Origin of the sequence: Streptomyces sp. Root431, assembly GCF_001426585.1 — a bacterium.
In the GTDB taxonomy this organism is placed as follows: Bacteria; Actinomycetota; Actinomycetes; order Streptomycetales; family Streptomycetaceae; genus Streptomyces; species Streptomyces stackebrandtii.
Genome location: NZ_LMEI01000010.1, coordinates 227,984 through 246,810, shown reverse-complemented (window position 1 = coordinate 246,810; position 18,827 = coordinate 227,984). Strand labels below are relative to the sequence as shown.

General features: G+C 72.8%; 17 protein-coding genes. 5 read left to right on the top strand and 12 right to left on the bottom strand.

What is annotated here, in order from left to right; translation table 11 throughout:
- Positions 1 to 28: 28 nt before the first annotated feature.
- The 5 genes from ASC82_RS18750 to ASC82_RS18730 all read right to left on the bottom strand — a co-directional run bounded on the left by ASC82_RS18750 (position 29) and on the right by ASC82_RS18730 (position 5,162).
- Positions 29 to 940 carry an ArsR family transcriptional regulator gene (locus ASC82_RS18750; RefSeq protein WP_157863484.1) on the bottom strand — a complete coding sequence of 304 codons (912 nt, stop codon included), beginning with the start codon at positions 938 to 940 and terminating at the stop codon, positions 29 to 31.
- Positions 941 to 1,288: 348 nt separating this feature from the next.
- Positions 1,289 to 2,464, bottom strand: coding sequence for a serine hydrolase domain-containing protein (locus tag ASC82_RS18745; protein WP_056649066.1), 1,176 nt, complete (start codon positions 2,462 to 2,464; stop codon positions 1,289 to 1,291).
- Positions 2,465 to 2,630: 166 nt separating this feature from the next.
- On the bottom strand, positions 2,631 to 3,383 hold the full coding sequence (locus ASC82_RS18740; RefSeq protein WP_079039362.1) for an ABC transporter ATP-binding protein: 753 nt from the start codon (positions 3,381 to 3,383) through the stop codon (positions 2,631 to 2,633).
- Positions 3,371 to 4,132, bottom strand: coding sequence for a cobalt ECF transporter T component CbiQ (gene cbiQ / locus ASC82_RS18735; protein ID WP_056649060.1), 762 nt, complete (start codon positions 4,130 to 4,132; stop codon positions 3,371 to 3,373). Before cbiQ ends, ASC82_RS18740 begins: the two co-directional genes overlap by 13 nt.
- A gap of 1 nt (position 4,133) precedes the next feature.
- Entirely contained in the window at positions 4,134 to 5,162 is a 1,029-nt protein-coding gene (locus ASC82_RS18730) for an energy-coupling factor ABC transporter permease (RefSeq protein ID WP_056649057.1), read from the bottom strand.
- A gap of 143 nt (positions 5,163 to 5,305) precedes the next feature.
- Here ASC82_RS18730 and ASC82_RS18725 point away from each other — a divergent pair, with 143 nt between their 5' ends.
- Positions 5,306 to 5,725 carry an SsgA family sporulation/cell division regulator gene (locus ASC82_RS18725; protein WP_079039361.1) on the top strand — a complete coding sequence of 140 codons (420 nt, stop codon included), beginning with the start codon at positions 5,306 to 5,308 and terminating at the stop codon, positions 5,723 to 5,725.
- 43 nt (positions 5,726 to 5,768) lie between these two features.
- Here ASC82_RS18725 and ASC82_RS18720 read toward each other — a convergent pair whose 3' ends face one another.
- Both ASC82_RS18720 and ASC82_RS18715 read right to left on the bottom strand, forming a co-directional pair.
- Entirely contained in the window at positions 5,769 to 7,928 is a 2,160-nt protein-coding gene (locus tag ASC82_RS18720) for an MMPL family transporter (protein WP_056649055.1), read from the bottom strand.
- Between the two features lie 106 nt (positions 7,929 to 8,034).
- On the bottom strand, positions 8,035 to 8,607 hold the full coding sequence (locus ASC82_RS18715) for a TetR/AcrR family transcriptional regulator (protein ID WP_056649052.1): 573 nt from the start codon (positions 8,605 to 8,607) through the stop codon (positions 8,035 to 8,037).
- A 186-nt stretch (positions 8,608 to 8,793) separates the two neighbouring features.
- Between ASC82_RS18715 and ASC82_RS18710 the strand changes: the two genes are divergently transcribed.
- Positions 8,794 to 12,096, top strand: coding sequence for a S41 family peptidase (locus tag ASC82_RS18710; RefSeq protein WP_056649050.1), 3,303 nt, complete (start codon positions 8,794 to 8,796; stop codon positions 12,094 to 12,096).
- A 14-nt stretch (positions 12,097 to 12,110) separates the two neighbouring features.
- On the opposite strand, the gene ASC82_RS18705 is transcribed toward ASC82_RS18710, so the two are convergent.
- The gene (locus tag ASC82_RS18705) at positions 12,111 to 12,605 is read right to left on the bottom strand and encodes a GNAT family N-acetyltransferase (RefSeq protein ID WP_056649046.1); all 495 of its coding nucleotides are present in this window, start codon (positions 12,603 to 12,605) and stop codon (positions 12,111 to 12,113) included.
- Positions 12,606 to 12,735: 130 nt separating this feature from the next.
- Between ASC82_RS18705 and ASC82_RS18700 the strand changes: the two genes are divergently transcribed.
- On the top strand, positions 12,736 to 13,524 hold the full coding sequence (locus tag ASC82_RS18700) for a helix-turn-helix domain-containing protein (protein WP_056649043.1): 789 nt from the start codon (positions 12,736 to 12,738) through the stop codon (positions 13,522 to 13,524).
- Between the two features lie 79 nt (positions 13,525 to 13,603).
- Here the strand turns inward: ASC82_RS18700 and ASC82_RS18695 are convergent, their stop codons facing one another.
- From ASC82_RS18695 to ASC82_RS18680, 4 genes are all read right to left on the bottom strand, one after another.
- The gene (locus ASC82_RS18695; protein ID WP_056649041.1) at positions 13,604 to 13,795 is read right to left on the bottom strand and encodes a hypothetical protein; all 192 of its coding nucleotides are present in this window, start codon (positions 13,793 to 13,795) and stop codon (positions 13,604 to 13,606) included.
- A 135-nt stretch (positions 13,796 to 13,930) separates the two neighbouring features.
- Complete coding sequence (locus tag ASC82_RS18690; RefSeq protein WP_056649039.1) at positions 13,931 to 14,821, bottom strand: SDR family oxidoreductase; 891 nt, start codon at positions 14,819 to 14,821, stop codon at positions 13,931 to 13,933.
- The gene (locus tag ASC82_RS18685; RefSeq protein WP_056649037.1) at positions 14,818 to 15,747 is read right to left on the bottom strand and encodes an alpha/beta hydrolase; all 930 of its coding nucleotides are present in this window, start codon (positions 15,745 to 15,747) and stop codon (positions 14,818 to 14,820) included. Before ASC82_RS18685 ends, ASC82_RS18690 begins: the two co-directional genes overlap by 4 nt.
- On the bottom strand, positions 15,744 to 17,285 hold the full coding sequence (locus tag ASC82_RS18680) for an NAD(P)/FAD-dependent oxidoreductase (protein ID WP_056649034.1): 1,542 nt from the start codon (positions 17,283 to 17,285) through the stop codon (positions 15,744 to 15,746). The genes ASC82_RS18685 and ASC82_RS18680 overlap by 4 nt, the downstream gene beginning before the upstream one ends.
- Before the next feature lie 212 nt (positions 17,286 to 17,497).
- On the opposite strand from ASC82_RS18680, the gene ASC82_RS18675 reads away from it, so the two are divergent.
- Complete coding sequence (locus tag ASC82_RS18675; RefSeq protein WP_056649032.1) at positions 17,498 to 18,121, top strand: MerR family transcriptional regulator; 624 nt, start codon at positions 17,498 to 17,500, stop codon at positions 18,119 to 18,121.
- A gap of 107 nt (positions 18,122 to 18,228) precedes the next feature.
- Entirely contained in the window at positions 18,229 to 18,825 is a 597-nt protein-coding gene (locus ASC82_RS18670; protein WP_056649029.1) for a hypothetical protein, read from the top strand.
- The last annotated feature ends 2 nt before the right edge of the window (positions 18,826 to 18,827 follow it).

The following is an 18,827-nucleotide window of genomic DNA, read 5'->3' as shown; positions in this document are numbered from 1 at the left end:
TGTACGGCGAATTGACCCCACTGGCCGGTCAGCGGGCCGCCCGCATCCCGCGCGCATGATCCAGGTGCCTGAGCAACACCACTCCCGGGCGGTCCAGTTCGTACAGCACGCGGACGCCCGCCCGGCGCCGCCGCACCACCCCCGCGGCCACCAGCGCCGTGAGGTGCTGGGAGACCGTGCTCGGGGCGAGGCCCAAGGACGTCGCGAGGTCCGAGGTGGTCGTGGGCACGACGAGCGCCCGGACGACTCCGGCCCGGCTGCGGCCGATCAGGATCTCCAGCCGGTCGCCTCGCTCGGGCGTGTCGGCGCGCCGCTCGGGCGGCGCCTCCCCGACGAGGACGGCGGACCCTTCGACCGGGTAGGACAGGGCGGCCTCCGAGCCGTCCGGGCTCACGGCGGAGAAGGGCGTTCCGCGGCCGAACAGCAGGGGTACGAGGACGAGTCGGGAGACGCCCGACACGGCCATCACGCCGGGCACGGCGACCCCGCCGGGCACCGCGATCCCGCCCACCGCGTTCAGGAGCGCCTCCGGGCCCTGTGTCGCCAGCGTGCGGGCGCGGCGCAGGATGTCCTCCTCCGTCGCCGCCCGCAGGGTCGCCGCGTACGGGGCCAGGGCGGCCCGCCAGTACCGCGGGAGGAAGGCGCGGAGTTCGGCGGCGCGCGCCTCCGGGTCCGCGTACAGCGGGCGCACCTCGGCGGGCACGCCCCGCGGGAAGCGCTGTTCGAGCTCCGCGCGCGCCCGGGCCGGGGAGACCGCCGCGAGGGGCGCGAGCTCCTCGCTCAGGTCCGGTGCGTCCGAGGCCGGGACGGTGAGGAGGAACGGCGGAAGGCTCCCGGCGCCGGTCCGGAAGAGGTGGACGAGCCAGCCCGGGATGGTCACGTCGGAGCGGCTCAGGGAGCGGCGGGCGGCCTTGTCCCAGGTGGCGTACGGCCAGGGCACGAGGCCGCGGTGCGCCGAGAGCAGCCCGATGCTGCCGTAGATCTCCCAGAGCCGGCTGCTCGCGATCCGGACGGTCGCACTCTGCGGATCGCCGTTCGGTCCGCTGCTCGGACCCCCGCTCGGTCCGCAGCTCGGGCCTCTGCTCGGACCTCTGCTCGGACCTCTGCTCGGACCTCTGCTCGTTTCCCTCTTCGGATCACTCTTCGGATCACTCTTCGGATCACCGCTCGTCGCGCAGTCCGATGGCCGCGACGGAATCTCGCTCACCTGCACCCCCGTGCCTGCCCACCGGTCAGTGGGCCCGCACACGGTACTGGCCACCCGCCCCCGCACCCGCCGGGCGAAGGATCAGAATGTCAGGTCCACGACCGAACGCACCGCCCGGACCAGCGCCTGGGCGCGCGGGTCGGCCGTGACCGTCTTCCGCATGCCGTTGGTGACGTACCCGAAGGCGATCCCGGAGTCGGGGTCGGCGAAGCCGAGGGAGCCGCCGCGGCCGGGGTGGCCGAAGGAGGACGGGCCGAGGAGCGGGGACGCCGGTCCGTGGAGCATGTGGCCGAGACCGAAACGGGTGCCGACGAGCAGCACCTTGTCCGGTCCCGCCGACTCCTCCGTGCGGGCCAGCGTGAGCGTCGCCGGGGCGAAGAGGCGCTCGGCGCCGTCGACGGCGCCGAGGGTCGCGGCGTAGAAGCGGGCGAGCGCACGGGCGGTGGCGACGCCCGCCGAGCCGGGCAGCTCGGCGGCCCGGTAGACGGGGTCGTTCTCGTCGGGCTTGGGCTCGATGACCCCGAAGGCGCGCCGGGTCAGGGAGTCCGGGTCCTTGTAGGCCTCGCTGACGGAGCGCTTGGGGCGGAGCTTGAGGGCGCCGCCGCCGGGCGGGTCGATCTCCTCGACGGGGCCGAGGCGGCCGACCCGGTGGGCCTCCGCCTCGGGGAGCCCGATCCACAGGTCGAGGCCGAGGGGACCGGTGATCTCCTCGGCGACCCAGCGGCCGATCGTGCGGCCGGTGACGCGGTGGACGAGGCCGGAGAGCAGCCAGCTGAAGGTGTGGGCGTGGTAGCCGTGGGCGGTGCCGGGCTCCCAGACGGGGCCCTGCGCGGCTATCGCACGGGTCGCCGTCGGCAGGTCGACCGCTTCGGCGAGGGTGAGGGGGCGGTCCAGGACGGGCACGCCCGCGCGGTGCGCGAGGAGCTGCCGTACGGTCACCCGGTCCTTGCCGGCCGCCTTGAACTCCGGCCAGTACGTCGCCACGGGGGCGTCCAGGTCGAGCAGGCCGCGCTGGTGCAGGAGCAGGGGCACGGCGGCGGCGACGCCCTTCGTGGCCGAGCGGACGACCTGCGCGGTCTCCGACGACCACGGATCCGTCCCGTCCACATCGCGCGTCCCCGCCCACAGGTCCACGACCTTCGCACCGTCGCGGTGGACGGCGAGGGCCGCCCCGCGCTCGCCGCGCTGCTCGAAGTTGCGCAGGAACGCGTCCCTGACCGGCTCCCAGCCCGCCGCCACCGTGCCCTGGACGTCCACGTCCCCACTCCTTCACTCGTCGCTCCGACCCTCCATGGTGCAACGCGACGGGAGAAGGACGGATTCCGGGGCCGTCAGGTGCACGCGGGCGGGCCCGTCAGGTGTACGCGGACGGGGCAGTCAGGTGTACGCAGGCGGGCCCGTCAGGTGCACGCGGGCGGGCCCGTCAGGCCACGGAGCTCGGTACGAAGCCGAACGGCAGCTCCAGGCGGTGCCGGGCCATCAGCTCCGCGTCGGCGAGGATGTCGCCGGTCCGCCCGTCGGCGGCGATGACGCCCTCGCTGAGGATCACCGCGCGCGGGCAGAGCTCCAGGGCGTACGGCAGGTCGTGGGTGACCATGAGGACGGTGACGTCGAGGGAGCGGAGGATGTCGGCGAGCTCGCGGCGCGAGGCCGGGTCCAGGTTGGACGACGGCTCGTCGAGGACGAGGATCTCCGGCTCCATGGCGAGGACGGTGGCCACGGCGACCCGGCGGCGCTGCCCGAAGGACAGGTGGTGCGGCGGCCGGTCCGCGTACTCCCCCATCCCGACCCGGTCGAGGGCCTTCCGCACGACGGCCTCCAGTTCGGCGCCGCGGAGGCCCGCCGCCGCCGGGCCGAAGGCGACGTCCTCGCGGACCGTCGGCATGAAGAGCTGGTCGTCGGGGTCCTGGAAGACGATGCCGACCTTCCGCCTGATCTCGGCGAGGTGCTTCTTCCCGACCGGGAGACCGGCGACGGTGACCGTGCCCGCGCCGCCGGTGAGGATGCCGTTGAGGTGGAGGACGAGGGTGGTCTTGCCGGCGCCGTTGGGGCCGAGGAGGGCGACCCGCTCGCCGCGCCCGACGGTCAGGTCCACGCCGAAGAGGGCCTGGTGGCCGTCGGGGTAGGCGTACGCGAGGCCGGAGACGTCGAGTGAGGGGGCGGTCATAGGGTCCATCCCAGGAGGCAGATCAGAAGTGCGGTGAGCGGCAGCGCGGCGGCGTACGTCCACTGGGCGCGGGTGGCGGTCACCTCGTCGATGACCGGCATGGTGCCCGTGTAGCCGCGGCTGACCATGGCCAGGTGGACACGCTCCCCGCGCTCGTACGAGCGGATGAAGAGCGCGCCCGCGGACTTCGCGAGGACGCCCCAGTGGCGGACGCCCCTCGCCTCGAAACCGCGCGAACGACGGGCGACGGACATGCGGCGCATCTCGTCGGTGATGACATCGCCGTACCGGATCATGAACGAGGCGATCTGGACGAGCAGCGGGGGCAGCCTCAGCCGCTGGAGTCCGAGGAGCAGGGCGCGCAGTTCGGTGGTGGAGGCGAGGAGCACGGAGGCAGCGACGCCGAGGGTGCCCTTGGCGAGAACGTTCCAGGCGCCCCACAGGCCGGGGACGCTCAGCGACACCCCGAGGAAGGTCGTCTGCTCGCCGGGCACCACGAAGGGCATGAGCAGCGCGAACGCGACGAACGGCACCTCGATGAGCAGCCGCTTCAGGAGGAAGCCGGCCGGGACGCGGGCCCTCGCCGCCACGGCACCGAGGAGCAGGGCGTAGAGGGCGAAGGCCCAGACGGCCTCGCGGGGCGTCGAGACGACGACCACGACGAAGCCGAGGACGGCGGCGAGCTTGGTGTGCGGGGGCAGCTCGTGGACCGGCGAGTGCGCGTGCCGGTAGAGCTTGTGAGCATGCCCGGATCCCACGTCAGACCGCCGCGGTTTCCTGGCTCGTACGCCGGCGGCGCACGACCCAGAACGCGCCCGTGCCGACGGCGAGCGTCGCGCCCACGCCGATGGCGCCGGCCAGGCCGCCGGAGAGCCGGGCGTTGTCGACGTCCTTGACGCCGTAGTCGGCGAGCGGCGAGCCGGCGGCGGCGTGCTCCTCGACCTTGGCGTCGATGCCCTTGTCGGCGGCGACCTTCTCCAGGCCGTCGGGGCTGGCGGAGGCGTAGAAGGAGACGAAGCCGGCGAGGACGAGCGCGGTGACGACACCGCCGATCCACAGCTTCTTCGGGGAGCCGGCGGCCACGGGCGCGGGCTCCGCCGCGTCGACCAGCTCGCCGTCGACGCGGAGCTTGAGCGGGGCGGTGAGGCCGCGGGCGCCGTAGACCAGGTCGGGGCGGACGGCGACGACCGCGCCGACGGTCAGCATGGTGATGACGGCCTCGCCGATGCCGATGAGGACGTGCACGCCGACCATGGCCGTCAGGACCTTGGAGAGCGGGACGTCGGTGGTGCCGCCGATCGCGTAGACGAGGGTGAAGGCGGCGGCCGCGGCCGGTACGGAGACGAGCGCGGCGGCGAAGGAGGCGACGGTCACCGAGCGGCGGGTGCGCGGCAGGACGAGGACGAGGCCGCGGAAGAGCGCGTACGCGACGACGACCGTGACGACGCCCATGACGGTGATGTTCACGCCGAGGGCGGTGAGGCCTCCGTCGGCGAAGAGGATGCCCTGCATCAGCAGGACGACGGCGATGCACAGGACGCCGGTCCACGGGCCGACGAGTATCGCGGCGAGCGCGCCGCCGAGCAGGTGTCCGCTGGTCCCGGCGGCGACCGGGAAGTTCAGCATCTGCACGGCGAAGATGAAGGCCGCGACGAGACCCGCCAGCGGCGCGGTCCGCTCATCCAGCTCGCGGCGGGCCCCGCGCAGGCTCACGGCTACGGCGCCGGCGGCGACGACACCGGCCACGGCCGATACGGGGGCGTTGATGAATCCGTCAGGTACATGCACGTCCCGAATGATGAGCCTTCTTGCGAACGAGTTGCAAGAGCGCATGGGTCACAGATCACAGGGCAGACGGAGCATGCCCCTCGCACACGGAGGGAAGGAGTGACACATTGGCATATAGCAGGACAAACGGTGAGGAGCTCACGATGGGCGCCGCAGACGACCACGCAGTCGATGTCCACGCAGCCCACGACCGTGCTCTCGACGAGCACGCGGTGGACGAGCACGCTGTCGACGACCACGCCAAGGGACGGATCATCAGCGACGCCCCGCTCTCCCGGCCCGTTCCCGTGAGCCTCCGCTTCGACGCCGACCGCTCCCCCGAGACCGTCCGCTTCGGCTTCCCCGGCGACATCGAGTGGTCCTTCCCGCGCACCCTCCTCGAAACCGGGCTGCGCACCCCGACCCGCCGCGGCGACATCGGGGTGTGGCCCTGCGGCCGGGTGCAGACGGTCGTCGAGTTCCACACCGCCGACGGGGTCGCGGTCGTCCAGTTCGACACGTCCGCCCTGCTCCGGTTCCTCCGGCACACGTACGCCGCCAGTACGTCGCTGACGACACACTGACGGCGTAACGCTCACGGGCGGCCTACGGAGCCGGACCCGGGGATCAGACCTTCACGAGGTCCGGCTTGGCGGGCGTGTCCTCACCCGTCGTCGCGGCGAGGCTCTCGCCCTCCACGTCCACGTTCGGCAGGACCCGGTCCAGCCACTTCGGCAGCCACCAGGCCTTGTGGCCGAGGAGCGCGAGCACGGCCGGGACGATCGCCATCCGGACCACGAAGGCGTCGAAGAGGACCGCGACGGCCAGACCGAAGCCGATCATCTTGATCATCTGGTCCGTCATGCCGATGAAGCCGGAGAAGACCGCGATCATGATGACCGCCGCGGCGACGACCACCCGGGCGCTGTGCCGGAAGCCGGTCACGATCGCCTCGCCGGGCCGCTCGCCGTGCACGTACGCCTCCCGCATGCGGGTCACGAGGAAGACCTCGTAGTCCATCGCGAGGCCGAAGACGACACCCACCATGAAGATCGGCATCATCGACATGATCGGGCCGGTCTGCTCGACCCCGAAGAGGCTGCCGAGCCAGCCCCACTGGAAGACCGCGACGACGGCGCCGAGGGCGGCGACGACGGAGAGCAGGAAGCCGAGGGCCGCCTTGAGCGGGACCAGGATGGAGCGGAAGACCACCGTCAGGAGCAGGAAGGCGAGGCCGACGACGAGTGCCAGGTAGGGCACGAGCGCGTCGTTCATCTTCTGCGAGAAGTCGATGTTCATCGCGGTGGCACCGGTGACGAGGACGTCGTCGCCGGTGGAGTTCCGGATGTCGTGGACCAGGTCCTCGGTGGCGACGGAGGACGGGCGGTCCTTCGGGACGACCGTGATCATCGCGGCGTCGCCGGCCTTGTTCGGGGTCGCCGGGGTGACCGCCGCCCAGCCTTCGAGGCCCTTGATCGTGGAGACCGTCTTGTCCGCGGTGGCCTTGTCGCCGTCGACGACGACGAGCAGCGGGCCGTTGAAGCCGGGGCCGAAACCGTCCGACAGCGCGTCGTACGCCCGGCGCTCGGTGGTCGAGGTGGGCTTCACGCCGTCGTCCGGCAGGCCCATCTCCAGGGAGGCGGCGGGCACGGCGATCGCACCGAGGCCGATGACGCCGACGAGCAGCACCATCAGGGGGCGGCGGATGACGAAGCGGGCCCAGCGGGTGCCGCCGTTCGGCTTGTCGCCGGTGGTGGCGGTGCCCTTGCGCTGCTTGCGGCCGACGACCTTGTTCCCCGCGAAGCCGAGCAGCGCCGGGATGAGGGTGAGGGCGATCAGTACGGCGATGACGACCGTGCCGGCGGCGGCGAAGCCCATCTTCGTCAGCATCGGGATGTTGACGACGGCCAGGCCGACGAGGGCGATGACGACGGTGAGTCCGGCGAAGACGACCGCCGAGCCCGCCGTGCCGACCGCGCGGCCCGCCGCGTCCTCCTTCTCGCGCCCGTCGGCGAGCTCCGCGCGGTAGCGGGAGACGATGAAGAGGGCGTAGTCGATGCCGACCGCGAGGCCGATCATCATCGCGAGGGTGGAGGTGGTGGAGCCCAGGTCGAGGACGTTCGCGAGGGCCGCGATCGAGGAGACGCCGATGCCGACGCCGATGATCGCGGTGAGCAGCGGGAGCCCCGCCGCGACGAGCGAACCGAAGGTGATGACGAGCACGATGCCGGCGATGACCACGCCGACGATCTCGCCCGCGCCGGTCTCCGGCATGGACTGGAGGGCGTCGCCGCCGACCTCGACGGTCAGCCCCTTGCCCTGGGCGTTCTGCCCGGCCTGGGTGAGCGCCTCGCGGGTCTCGTCGGTCAGCTCCATCCCGTTGACCTTGTAGGCGACGGAGACGTAGGCCGTGGAGCCGTCCCGCGAGACGGCCTGCGCGGTGTAGGGGTCGGTGACCGAGACGATCTGGTCCGAGCCGGACTTCAGCGCGGAGACGGTCTCCTCGACGACGGCCTTGTGGGCCGGGTCGGTCATCTTCTGGCCCTCGGGGGCCTTGAAGACGACGCGGGCCGTGGCCCCGTCGGCGCCGGCGCCCGGGAAGCGCTCTTCGAGCAGGTCGAAGGCGCGCTGGGCCTCGGTGCCGGGGATCGAGAAGGATCCGGACGTGGGGGCGGGCGCGGTGGCGGCGCCGACCCCGGCTATCGCCAGGAGCGCCACCCAGAGGAGGGCGACGAGCCGTCGGCGCCGGAAGGCGGAACGGCCGAGCTTGTACAGGAACGTGGCCACGGGGGCGTACTCCCAGTGTGGGGTGGGACAGGACATGGGGAGCCGGCCCGACGGCGTGAGCGGTTCGACGTCAGGTGGTGCGGGTGGTGCAGGTGATGAAGGTGGGTCAGACGCCGAGTGAGGGGAGCACGACGGCGTCGACGTAGGTACGCAGGAAATCGCGGTCGACCGGCTGATCGTCGATCAGCGGCCGGGCGATGAACGCACCGATCAGCATGTGGGGCAGGAGCTTCAGCGCCGGGTTGTCGGCGGCGACCTCGCCCCGGCGGACCGCTCGGCGCAGCAGTTCGTCGAGGCCGTTCATCTCGGGTTCGATGAGCAGCTCGCGCAGCGCCCGGTGCAGTTCGGGGTTGGTGTGGACGGCATGGGCCAGGCCCCGCATCAGCGCGGAGTCCTTCTCCATCTGGCAGTCGTCGGTCCGCTCCGTGAGCTCGTGGAAGTCGCCGCGCAGCGAGCCGGTGTCGATCTCGGCGAGATCGGCGGGCTTGTTGGCGCGCAGCGCCCTGGCGACCAGTTCGGGCTTGCTCCCCCACTGGCGGTAGAGGGTGGCCTTGCTGGAGTGGGTGCGGGCGGCGACGGCGTCCATGGTGAGGGCGTCGTAGCCGACCTCGCGGAGGAGGTCGAGCACGGCTGCGTACAGCTCGGACTCCCGCTCGGGAGTGAGTCTGCTGCGGGCCATGAACGGCTCCTCCGATCCGACGGTGCGAACGAAACGGTTTCGTACAGTACGAAGGTACCCGCGCCCCCAGCGAAACGAAACCGTTTCGTACGTGTCCTGGCCCACAGTCCCCGCCTTCCGGGACAACAGGACATCGGGACATACGTACGAGTTGCCGCACCCCCTCCGCGCGGAAAGCATGTACAGGTGAGTGACGACGTCGCGTATCTCCGGTTTCCGCACCTCCACGACGACCTGCTGTGCTTCGCGGCCGAGGACGATCTCTGGATCGCGCCCCTCGCCCCCGAGGGCCACCGCCCCGGCCGGGCCTGGCGGCTGACCGTCGACCGCACCCGGGTCGGCCACCCGCGCTTCTCGCCGGACGGCAGCCACATCGCGTACACGAACTGGCGCAGCCTCGACCCGGAGATCCACCTCGTCCCCATCGACGGCGGATCCGCCCGGCGCCTCACCTACTGGGGCTCGACCGACACCCGCGTGTGCGGCTGGACGCCCCCCGATCCCGACCGGGACGGCCGCTCCGACATCCTCGCCGTCTCCTCGCACGGCCAGCCCTTCTCGTACTACTCCTGGGCCTACACCGTCCCCACCGACGGCTCCCCCGGCCTCCGCATGCCCTGGGGCCCGGTCTCGGACATCGCCGTCACCGAGCACTGCGGCGGCGCCGAGGGCGAGCGCCGCACCCTCCTCCTCACCGGGAAGCCGCCGCACGAGCCGGCCGCCTGGAAGCGGTACCTCGGCGGCGCCACCGGACGGCTCTGGCTGCACGGCGAACGGCTCCTGCCCGACATCGGCGGCCACCTGGACTGCCCGATGGCCGTCGGCGGCCGGGTCGCCTTCCTCTCCGACCACGAGGGCGTCGGCAACCTCTACTCCTGCCTGCCCGACGGCACCGACCTGCGCCGCCACACCGACCACGACGCCTTCTACGCCCGGCACGCCTCCACCGACGGCCGCCGGGTCGTCTACCAGTGCGCGGGCGAGCTGTGGATCGTCGAGGACCTCACCCCCGACTCCCGCCCCCGGAAGCTGGAGGTCCGGCTCGGCGGGCAGCGCGTCGGCCGCCGTCACTACCAGGTGCCCGCCGCCCACCACGTCGACGCGGTCTCCGTCGACGAGACCGGCCGGGCCAGCGCCGTCTCCGTACGCGGCAGCCTGTACTGGCTCACGCACCGCGACGGCCCGGCCCGGACGATCATCGACTCGCCGGGCGTCCGCGTCCGGCTGCCCGAGATGCTCGGCAGCGGCGGCCAGGTCGCGTACGTCACCGACGCCGAGGGCGAGGACGCCGTCGAGGTCGCCTACCTGCCGCGCGCCAGCGGCGACCGGCCGCCGCGCCGGCTCGCCTCGGGCCAGCTCGGCCGGGTCGAGGAGCTCATCTCCGACCCCGACGGGGAGCGGCTCGCGATCGCCTCCCACGACGGGCGGCTCCTCCTCATCGACGCCACCGAGGACTCCAACGGCGAGGTCACCGAGCTGATCCGGTCCGTCAACGGGCCCGTCCGCGACCTCGCCTTCTCCCCCGACGGCTCCTGGCTCACCTGGTCCCACCCGGGCATCGGCCGCTCCCTGCGCTCCATCAAGATGGCCCGCATCTCGGGCCCCGGCGCCCGGACCGTCGTCGACGTCACCAACGGGCGCTTCGAGGACGAGAACCCGGTCTTCACCCGGGACGGCCGCTACCTGGCCTTCCTCTCCTGGCGCGGCTTCGACCCGGTGTACGACGTGCACACCGGCGACCTGTCGTTCCCGCTCGGCTGCCGCCCCTACCTCGTACCGCTCTCCTCCGCGACGCCGTCCCCCTTCGCGCTGCTGCCCGACGGGCGCCCGGCGGCCGGCGGTCTCGACCCCGCCGACGACGAGACGGACACCGGCGACGGCACCGTCACCGTCGAGATCGAGGGGCTCCCCGACCGGGTCACCCCCATCCCGGTCACCGCCTCCAAGTACTCCGCGCTGCACCCCGTCAGCGGCGGCGGCCTGGTCTGGCTGCGCTGGCCCATCTCGGGGGCGCTCGGCGAGACCTTCGCCAACCCCGCCGACACCTCGGGCCGTCCCTCGCTCGAACACTTCACCATCACCAAGGCCCGCAAGACCGAACTCGCCAAGGACCTCGACTGGTTCGCGGTCAGCGGCGACGGCACCCGGCTCGTCGTCGCCGACGAGGGCGAGCTGCGGGCCGTGCCCTCCACCGAGTCCGGCGACGGCGACTCCACCGTCTACCTGGACCTGCGGCGCATCCTCCACGAGGTCGACCCCGGCGCCGAGTGGCGGCAGGCCTTCGACGAGGCCGGCCGGATCGTCCGCGCCTACTTCTGGGAGCCCGGCATGGGCGGCGTCGACTGGACGGCCGTCCTCGACCAGTACCGGCCGCTCGTCGAACGGGTCTCCTCCCCCGACGAGTTCGCCGACCTGCTCCGCGAGGTCGTCGGCGAGCTGGGCACCTCCCACGCGTACGTCACCCCCGCCCGCCGCAACGAGGGCCCGCCGCACTACCAGCGGCCCATGGGCCTGCTCGGCGCCAACCTCGTGCCCCGCGAGGCCGGCTGGACGGTGAAGCGGATCCTGCCCGGCGAGTCCTCCGACTCCAAGGCCCGCTCCCCGCTCGCCGGCACCGGCATCCGCGAGGGCGCCGTCCTCACCCATGTCGACGGCCGGCCCGTCGACCCGGTCGCCGGGCCGTACCCGCTGCTCTCCGGCACCGGCGGCACCACCGTCGAGCTGACCTTCACCCCCGCCGAGGGCGAGGGCCGCTCCCGCCGCGTCGCCGTCGTCCCGCTCGTCGACGAACGGCCGCTGCGCTACCAGGACTGGGTCGCCAAACGCCGGGCCGTCGTCCGGGAGCTCAGCGGCGGCCGCTGCGGCTACCTCCACATCCCCGACATGGGCGGCTCCGGCTGGGCGCAGTTCAACCGCGACCTGCGCATGGAGGTCTCCCGGCCCGCGCTCATCGTCGACGTCCGAGGCAACGCCGGCGGCAACATCAGCGAGCTCGTCATAGAGAAACTCACCCGCAAGATCCTCGGCTGGGACCTGACCCGGAACGCCCAGCCCGTCTCGTACGCCTCCAACGCCCCGCGCGGCCCGGTCGTCGCCCTCGCCGACGAGGCCACCTCCTCCGACGGCGACATGATCACCGCCGCCTTCAAGCTCCTCGGCCTCGGGCCCGTCGTCGGCCAGCGCACCTGGGGCGGGGTCGTCGGCATGACCGGCCGTCACCGGCTCGGCGACGGCACCCAGATCACGGTCCCGATGAACGCGGCCTGGTTCCCCGAGTACGGCTGGTCCCTGGAGAACCACGGCGTCGAACCCGACCTCTCGGTCCTGCGCACCCCCCTCGACTGGGCCGAGGGACGGCACGCCCAGCTCGACGACGCCGTGCACGTCGCCCTCTCGCTCCTCGCGAAGACCCCGCCGGCCAGCCCCCCGGGCTACGAGGCCGTCCCCGACCGATCCCGCCCGAAACTACCGCCGAGGTCCGACGCGTAGACGTCACACACGTCCTACGTGTGGGCAGCGCCGAGGTCCAGCTCGTACGACGTCCCCGGCTCCCCGTCCAGCGTCACGCTCCCGACCGCACCGAAACCGACCCGCCCGAGCACGGCCCTCGACCCCGCGTTGTCGAGGGTCGTCGCGGCGGTCAGCCTGGTCAGCCCGTACGCCTCCCGCGCCAGCCGGCACACCTCGCGCACCCCGGCCGTCGCCACGCCCCGCCCGGTCGCCTTCTCGGCGACCCGGTAGCCGAGCTCGGCGGCCCCGTCGACGGCGTCCACGAGGTTGAACCGGCCGAGTATCTCCCCGCCCTCCCCCACCAGGACGTGGAAGTGGATCGCACCGGTCTCCTGCTCGTCCAGGAGGGCCCGGTGCCGGTCCTCGAACTCCTCGAAGTACGCGTCGCCCCGGTCGGGCACGGACGCGGCGAAGTAGCTCCGGTTCTCCCGCTCGAACACGAGCAGGGCGGGCGCGTGGTCGGGGCGCAGTCGCTGCAGTTCAGGCATGGGGGGCACGGTATGCGTTCGCCCGGGAAAAGGGCGCCCTAATATCCTGCGGCCCGGGGCCGGATTCGGCGGAGACCCGCCGGGCGGAGCACGCCGTCCAGGATGCAGAAGATGCAGAACAGGAACCCGCATGCCCGATCGCCCACCGACCGGCCAGACCCTCATCCAGTCGGTGCAGCGCGCCGTCCACCTGCTGCGCGCCCTGAACCACCGGGGCGGCAGCGCGAGCGCCAAGCAGCTCGCGCGCGACACGGACCTGCCGCTTCCCACCGCGTACCACCTGCTGCGCACCCTCTGCCACGAGGGCCTGGTGAGCAAGGACCGCCACGGATACGCCCTCGCGGACCCGGCCGGCCTCGCCGTCCCGCAGCCCTCCGCGCCCGAGGGGCTCCCCACCCAGGAGTGGGCGGACGCCCTCAGTCTCGAACTCGGCGCCGCTGTCTACTTCGTCATCTACCGCGAGGGCGAGATACGGGTGACGGCCGTCTCCCGGAACCCCGACTGCCCGCCCGTCACCGAATGGGCCGAATTCGGTCTCACCGGCCACGCGCACGCCGCCGGGCAGGCCCTCCTCGCCCAGCTCGGCGACGAGGAGCGCGCCGACCACCTCGACCGGCACCCCGCGACGCCGCTGACCCGGCACACCGTGGCGGGCCGCACCGCCATCGAGCGCCGCCTCGCCTCGCAGCGGCGCGGACAGCCCCTCCTGGAGTACGAGGAGTACGCCCTCGGCTCCGTCTGCGCCGCCGTCCCCATCACGGTCGGCTCCTCGGCGGCCGCCCTCGCCGTATCGCTCCCGTCCTCCCGGACCGCCGACCTCCAGCGGGTCGCGCGCCGCCTCCAGAACCGCGCCGAGAGCGTCCTGCTCGACCGGACCTTCGCGATCGTGCCCAGCGCCCCCCGCCCGCCGGAGCCTTGAACACGCGAAGGCGCACCCGGCGTCCCGGGTGCGCCTTCCTCAACCTGACCGTCCGCAGGACGGGTCCGTAGGACGGTCGTCAGGCGTCGTAGTCCTGGTCGAAACGGTCCTGGGCCTCCTGCTGGGCCCTGCGCGTCTCGTCCTCGGTGCGTTCGCGGCGCTGACCCTGGGAGGCGCGCTCGGACGCCTCGTTCTTCGCCTTGCCCGCGGCCTGCCTGGCCTGCTCCTTGAGCTGTTCCGCCTTGTCCTGGAACTGGTCCTTCATGCCCATGAAGATTCACTCCTAGAAGGGTGTGTGGGGGTGACGGGGCGTCGTGCCCCATCGGGCTCGACCAGCCTTGCACGGGCGCACATCCCACGCATTTCGATCAGCCACTCCCCCTCACTCCCCGTCACCGGGCGCCCGTCACCGCCGGGAGGCGTCCCCCGCCCGCTCCTGCTCGTCGGCCGCGCCGCCCGCGCCCACGAGCCCCTTGGACACGGAGCCGAGGCGCGGCTCGAAGCGCCGCATCTCGCGCTGCCCGACCGTCGCGATCATCCCGGGCAGATAGCCCCGGACCGACTGCATCCCGCGCAGCCACCACTGCGCGTACACGTGGGAGGAGCGCCGCTCGATGCCCGCGACGATCCGGTCGACGGCCGGGCCGAGGGGGTACGTGCGGTTCGCGGGCCACGGCAGCCGGGAGCGGAGCTCGCGCATCACGTCGTCCTGGTCGGCGCCCCGCACCATGTCGGTGTCCGTCCAGGACAGATAACCGACGCCGACCCGCACGCCCTTGTACGCGACCTCGGCGCGCAGGCTGTGCGCGAAGGCCTCGACGCCCGACTTGGAGGCGCAGTACGCCGTCATCATCGGGGCCGGGGTGAGCGCCGCGAGCGAGGCGATCTGGAGGAAGTACCCGCGGGACTCCATGAGGACGGGCAGGAACGCCCGGCCGGTCACGGCGCCGCCGATCAGATTGACCTCGATGACCCGCCGCCAGGCGTCCGGGTCGGACTCGACGAACGGACCGCCGGCCGCGACACCGGCGTTGGCGACGACGATGTCGACCTTCCCGAACCGCTCCTTGACCTCGGCCGCGACCTTGGCCATGGCCTCGTGGTCGGTGACGTCGGCGTGCCACCAGTCGGCCTCGGTGTGCAGCCGGCCGGCGACGTCCTTGAGCTGCTCGGGCTCCAGGCCGACGAGCGCGATCTTCGCGCCGCGCGCGGAGAGCTTGCGGGCGAGGAGTTCGCCGACGCCGCGCGCGCCTCCGGTGACGACCGCGACCTGTCCTTCCAGGCTGACCCGGCTCATGCCTTCTCCTTCACTTCGAGGGACGTTCCCAGCATGTCCCTCAGGTACGTGCCGGTCAGTTCGCGGATCCGCGCGGTGACGGCCTCGGGGGCCTCGACCGGCGTCATGTGGCCCGCGCCGGTGAGTTCGAGGAGCCCCACGCACTGCGGGAGCGCCTCGGCCATGGCCCGGGAGTGGACGGGCGGGGTGAGCCGGTCGGCGGTGCCGACGAGGACGGCCACCGGCAGGTCCAGCTCCCGTACGCCCGCTTCGAGGTCGAGCTCGGACAGGACGTGGGACCAGCCGACGCGGGCGCCGCGCGGGCAGGCGTGCACGATCCGGGCGCAGGCGTCGACCCGCTCCGGGGCGGAACCGGGGCCCATCGTCGCGTACTTGAGGATCTTCTTCGATATCGGCGTGACGGGCCCGAGGGGGGCCTTCGCGCCGAGGACGCCCCGGGTCAGCCGGGTGCGCCGTCCGCTCGGGCGGAGCGGGACGACGGTGGCCTCGGCGGTCAGCCGCGAGGGCCCCGTGGAGCAGAGCAGTACGGCCGCCGCGTGCTCCCGGAAGCCGGGGCGGGAGGCAGCCGCCATCACGGTCATGCCGCCCATGGAGTGCCCGGCCACGACGGCCTTCTCGCCGGGGGCGAGGGTGGCCGCGAGGACGGCTTCGAGGTCGTCGGCGAGGGCCCGGACGGAGTATCCGGAGGGGCCGGCGGGGAGCGGGGAGCGGCCGTGGCCGCGCTGGTCGTAGGCGATGACCCGGTGGTCGGCGGCGAGCGCCCGGATCTGCTCGGCCCAGAAGGCGATCGAGCAGGTCCAGCCGTGGGCGAGGACGACGACGGGGGCGCCCTCGGGGCCGTACGCCTCGACGTGGATGCGGGAGCCGTCGGCGGAGACGGCGGTGAGCTCCCGGGACGCGGGCAGCGAGGTGAGGTGCCGGCTCACTTGGCGGTCTCCTTCTTGCGGGAGGGACGGGTCTTCGCCGCCGGGGCCGTCTTGGGCGCGCGCAGCACCTCGTACTCGGAGAGGTCGACCCGCCGGGTCTCCTTGCGGAACTCGCCCGTCGTCCCCGGCCACAGGGTGGTGTTGCGGCCGTTGGCGTCGAGGTACCAGCTCTCGCAGCCGCCCGACTTCCAGACGGTGCGCTCCATCCGCGTCTGCACCTTGCGGTTCCAGGCGCCGACGGCGGAGGGCCGGACGGCGAGCGCGGCCCGCCCGCCTAGCCCAGAGGAATCAAGCGCAGCCAGCTGGCGCAGGTAGTCGGCCATGTAGTTCAGCTGGGACTCGATCATCAGGATCATCGAGGAGTTCCCGAGGCCGGTGTTGGGGCCGATGACCGTCATGAAGTTGGGGAAGCCGGCGGCGGTGGCGCCGCGCAGCGCCTCCATGCCGTCCTTCCAGGTCTCGGCGAGCGTCCGCCCCTCGGCGCCGACGACCCGCTCGGCGATCGGCATGTCGGTGACGTGGAATCCGGTGCCGAAGACGATCGCGTCGACCTCGGTCTCGGTGCCGTCGGCGGCGACCACGGTCGAGCCGCGGACCTCGCGCAGTCCGGAGGCGACGACGTCGACATTGGGCTGGGCGACGGCCGGGTAGTAGGTGCTGGAGAGCAGGATGCGCTTGCAGCCGATGCGGTACGAGGGCGTCAGCTTGGCCCGCAGCGCCGGGTCCTTGACCGCCTTGGCGATGTTGGCCTTGGCGAGCTTCTCGATGAGTCCGAGTTCGTTCGGGTGCTTGGTGAAGGCGCCGACCTGGAGTTCGCGGATGCCCCAGAGAAGGCCGCGGCGGAGGGTGCCGGTGACGGGCACGGCCCGGTGGAGCCAGCGCTCGGGGCCGCTGATGGCGCGGTCCATGCGGCGCATGACCCACGGGGGCGTGCGCTGGAAGAGCGTCAGCTTCTCGACCAGGGGCTGGATCGCGGGCACGATCTGGATGGCGGAGGCGCCGGTGCCGATCATGGCGACGCGCTTGCCGGTCAGGTCGTAGTCGTGGTCCCAGCGGGCGGAGTGGAAGACCTTGCCGGGGAAGTCGGCGAGCCCCGGGATGTCGGGGATCTTGGGGTCGGAGAGCGGTCCGGTCGCGGAGACGACGACCTCGGCGCTGAAGGAGCCCTGCCCGGTCTCGATCTCCCAGCGGAGCGCCTCGGCGTCCCACTCCATCCGCAGCACCTCGTGGCCGAGGCGCAGGTGGGGGCGGAGCCCGAAGGTGTCCGTGACATGCTCCAGGTACGCGCGGATGTGGCGCTGTCCGGAGAAGGTCCGCGGCCAGTCGGGATTGGGCGCGAAGGAGAAGGAGTAGAGGTGCGAGGGCACGTCGCAGGCACAGCCGGGGTAGCTGTTGTCGCGCCATGTGCCGCCCACGGAGTCGGCCCGCTCCAGGACGACGAAGTCGGTGATTCCCTCGCGGCGCAGCCGGACGGCGGCCCCCAGGCCACCGAATCCCGATCCGATCACCGCCACCCGTACGTGCTCGTGCTTCGCCATGCCGCCTCCCGTGCGCCCGGCAGATCACGCCAGCAATCACTGGCACAGTCGGGACTGTAGAGCAGCTCCATACCGAGCGGTAGGGGTACGGCGAGGGAAAGTTACCGGCGGTACAACATAGGCTGGCGTGCGTGGCAGAAGGATCAGGCGAAGAACAGGGACCCGACGCGGGCGCGCGCGAGGCAGCGCCCGACGGCGTACGCGAGTACCGCATGGAGGAGCTCGCGACGGCCGCGGGCATCACCGTGCGCACCCTGCGCTTCTACCGCGAGCGCGGACTGATCCCGCCGCCCCGCCGCGAGGGCCGCATCGCCTGGTACGACGAGCACCACCTCGCTCGGCTGCGTACCATCGCCGCCCTCCTGGAGCGCGGCCACACCCTCACCGGCATCGCCGACCTCACCACCGCCTTCGAGAGCGGCCGGAACGTCCGCGAGGTCCTCGCCCTCGGCTCCCCCACCGAGGAGGAGCCCGTCCGCCTCACCCCCGAGGAGCTCGCCGACCACTTCGCCGGCGAGGTCACCCCCGAGAACCTCGCGGCCGCCCTCGACCTCGGCTACCTCGTCACCGACGGCGAGGAGATCATCCACATCAGCCGCCGGCTGCTCGACGTCTCCGCCGCGCTCGTCCGCGAGGGCGTCCCGCTCGCCGAGGTCCTCAAGGCGGGCGCCCGTGTCCGCGAACACGCCGACGCGCTCGCGGAGCTCTTCACCGACCTGCTGCGCGCCCACGCGACCGAGGACGACCTGGGGCGGCTGCGCCCGCTCGCGAAGAGCGTGGTGGAGGCGGAGCTGTCGATGGCCCTGGACCGCCGCCTCCACCCCGGAACCGCCTGATCACGGCCACCTGACAGGTTCTTCAAAAGTTCTTCATGACCCCGGTCCTACGGTCGGGCCACTCACCGCGCTCGCGGCCGGGGCCCGACGGAAGGACGGAAGAACACATGAGGACGAACCGCCTGCTGCTCACCGCCGCGGCGGCCGGCCTGGCCCTCGCGCTGACCGGCTGCGGCGGGGACGGCGACGAGACCGGAAAGATCCCGACGGCGGTCGAGAGCACCGCGTCCGGCGGTACGGGAAAGACGACCGGCAGCGGTGGCAGCGGCAGTGGAAAGGACGAGGTCACCGCGTACGTCGACGCCCAGCGCGCCTGGGTGAAGTGCCTGCGCGCGAACGGCATCGACGCCCCCGACCCGGACGAGAACGGCCAGGTCGACCTCGGCGACGCCCGCCCGCTCAAGACCGACCCCACCAGCCGCAGGGCCCTGGAGAAGTGCAGCGCGGACAAGGCGGCCGTCCCGGCGGAGATCGAGCGCAGGCTCGCCCCCAAGCTCACCCCCGAACAGATCAAGAAGCAGTTCGAGTTCGCCGACTGCATGCAGAAGAACGGCGCCCCCGACTTCCCCGACCCCGAAGCCGACGGCCACGCCTACGGGGACGACCAGCAGTGGAACGCGACCACGGCCGCCGCCAAACAGGCCGCCCGCACCTGCGCGCCGATCATCGGCGACCCGGTGGAGCATGGCCCGGGCAAGGGCTGAAC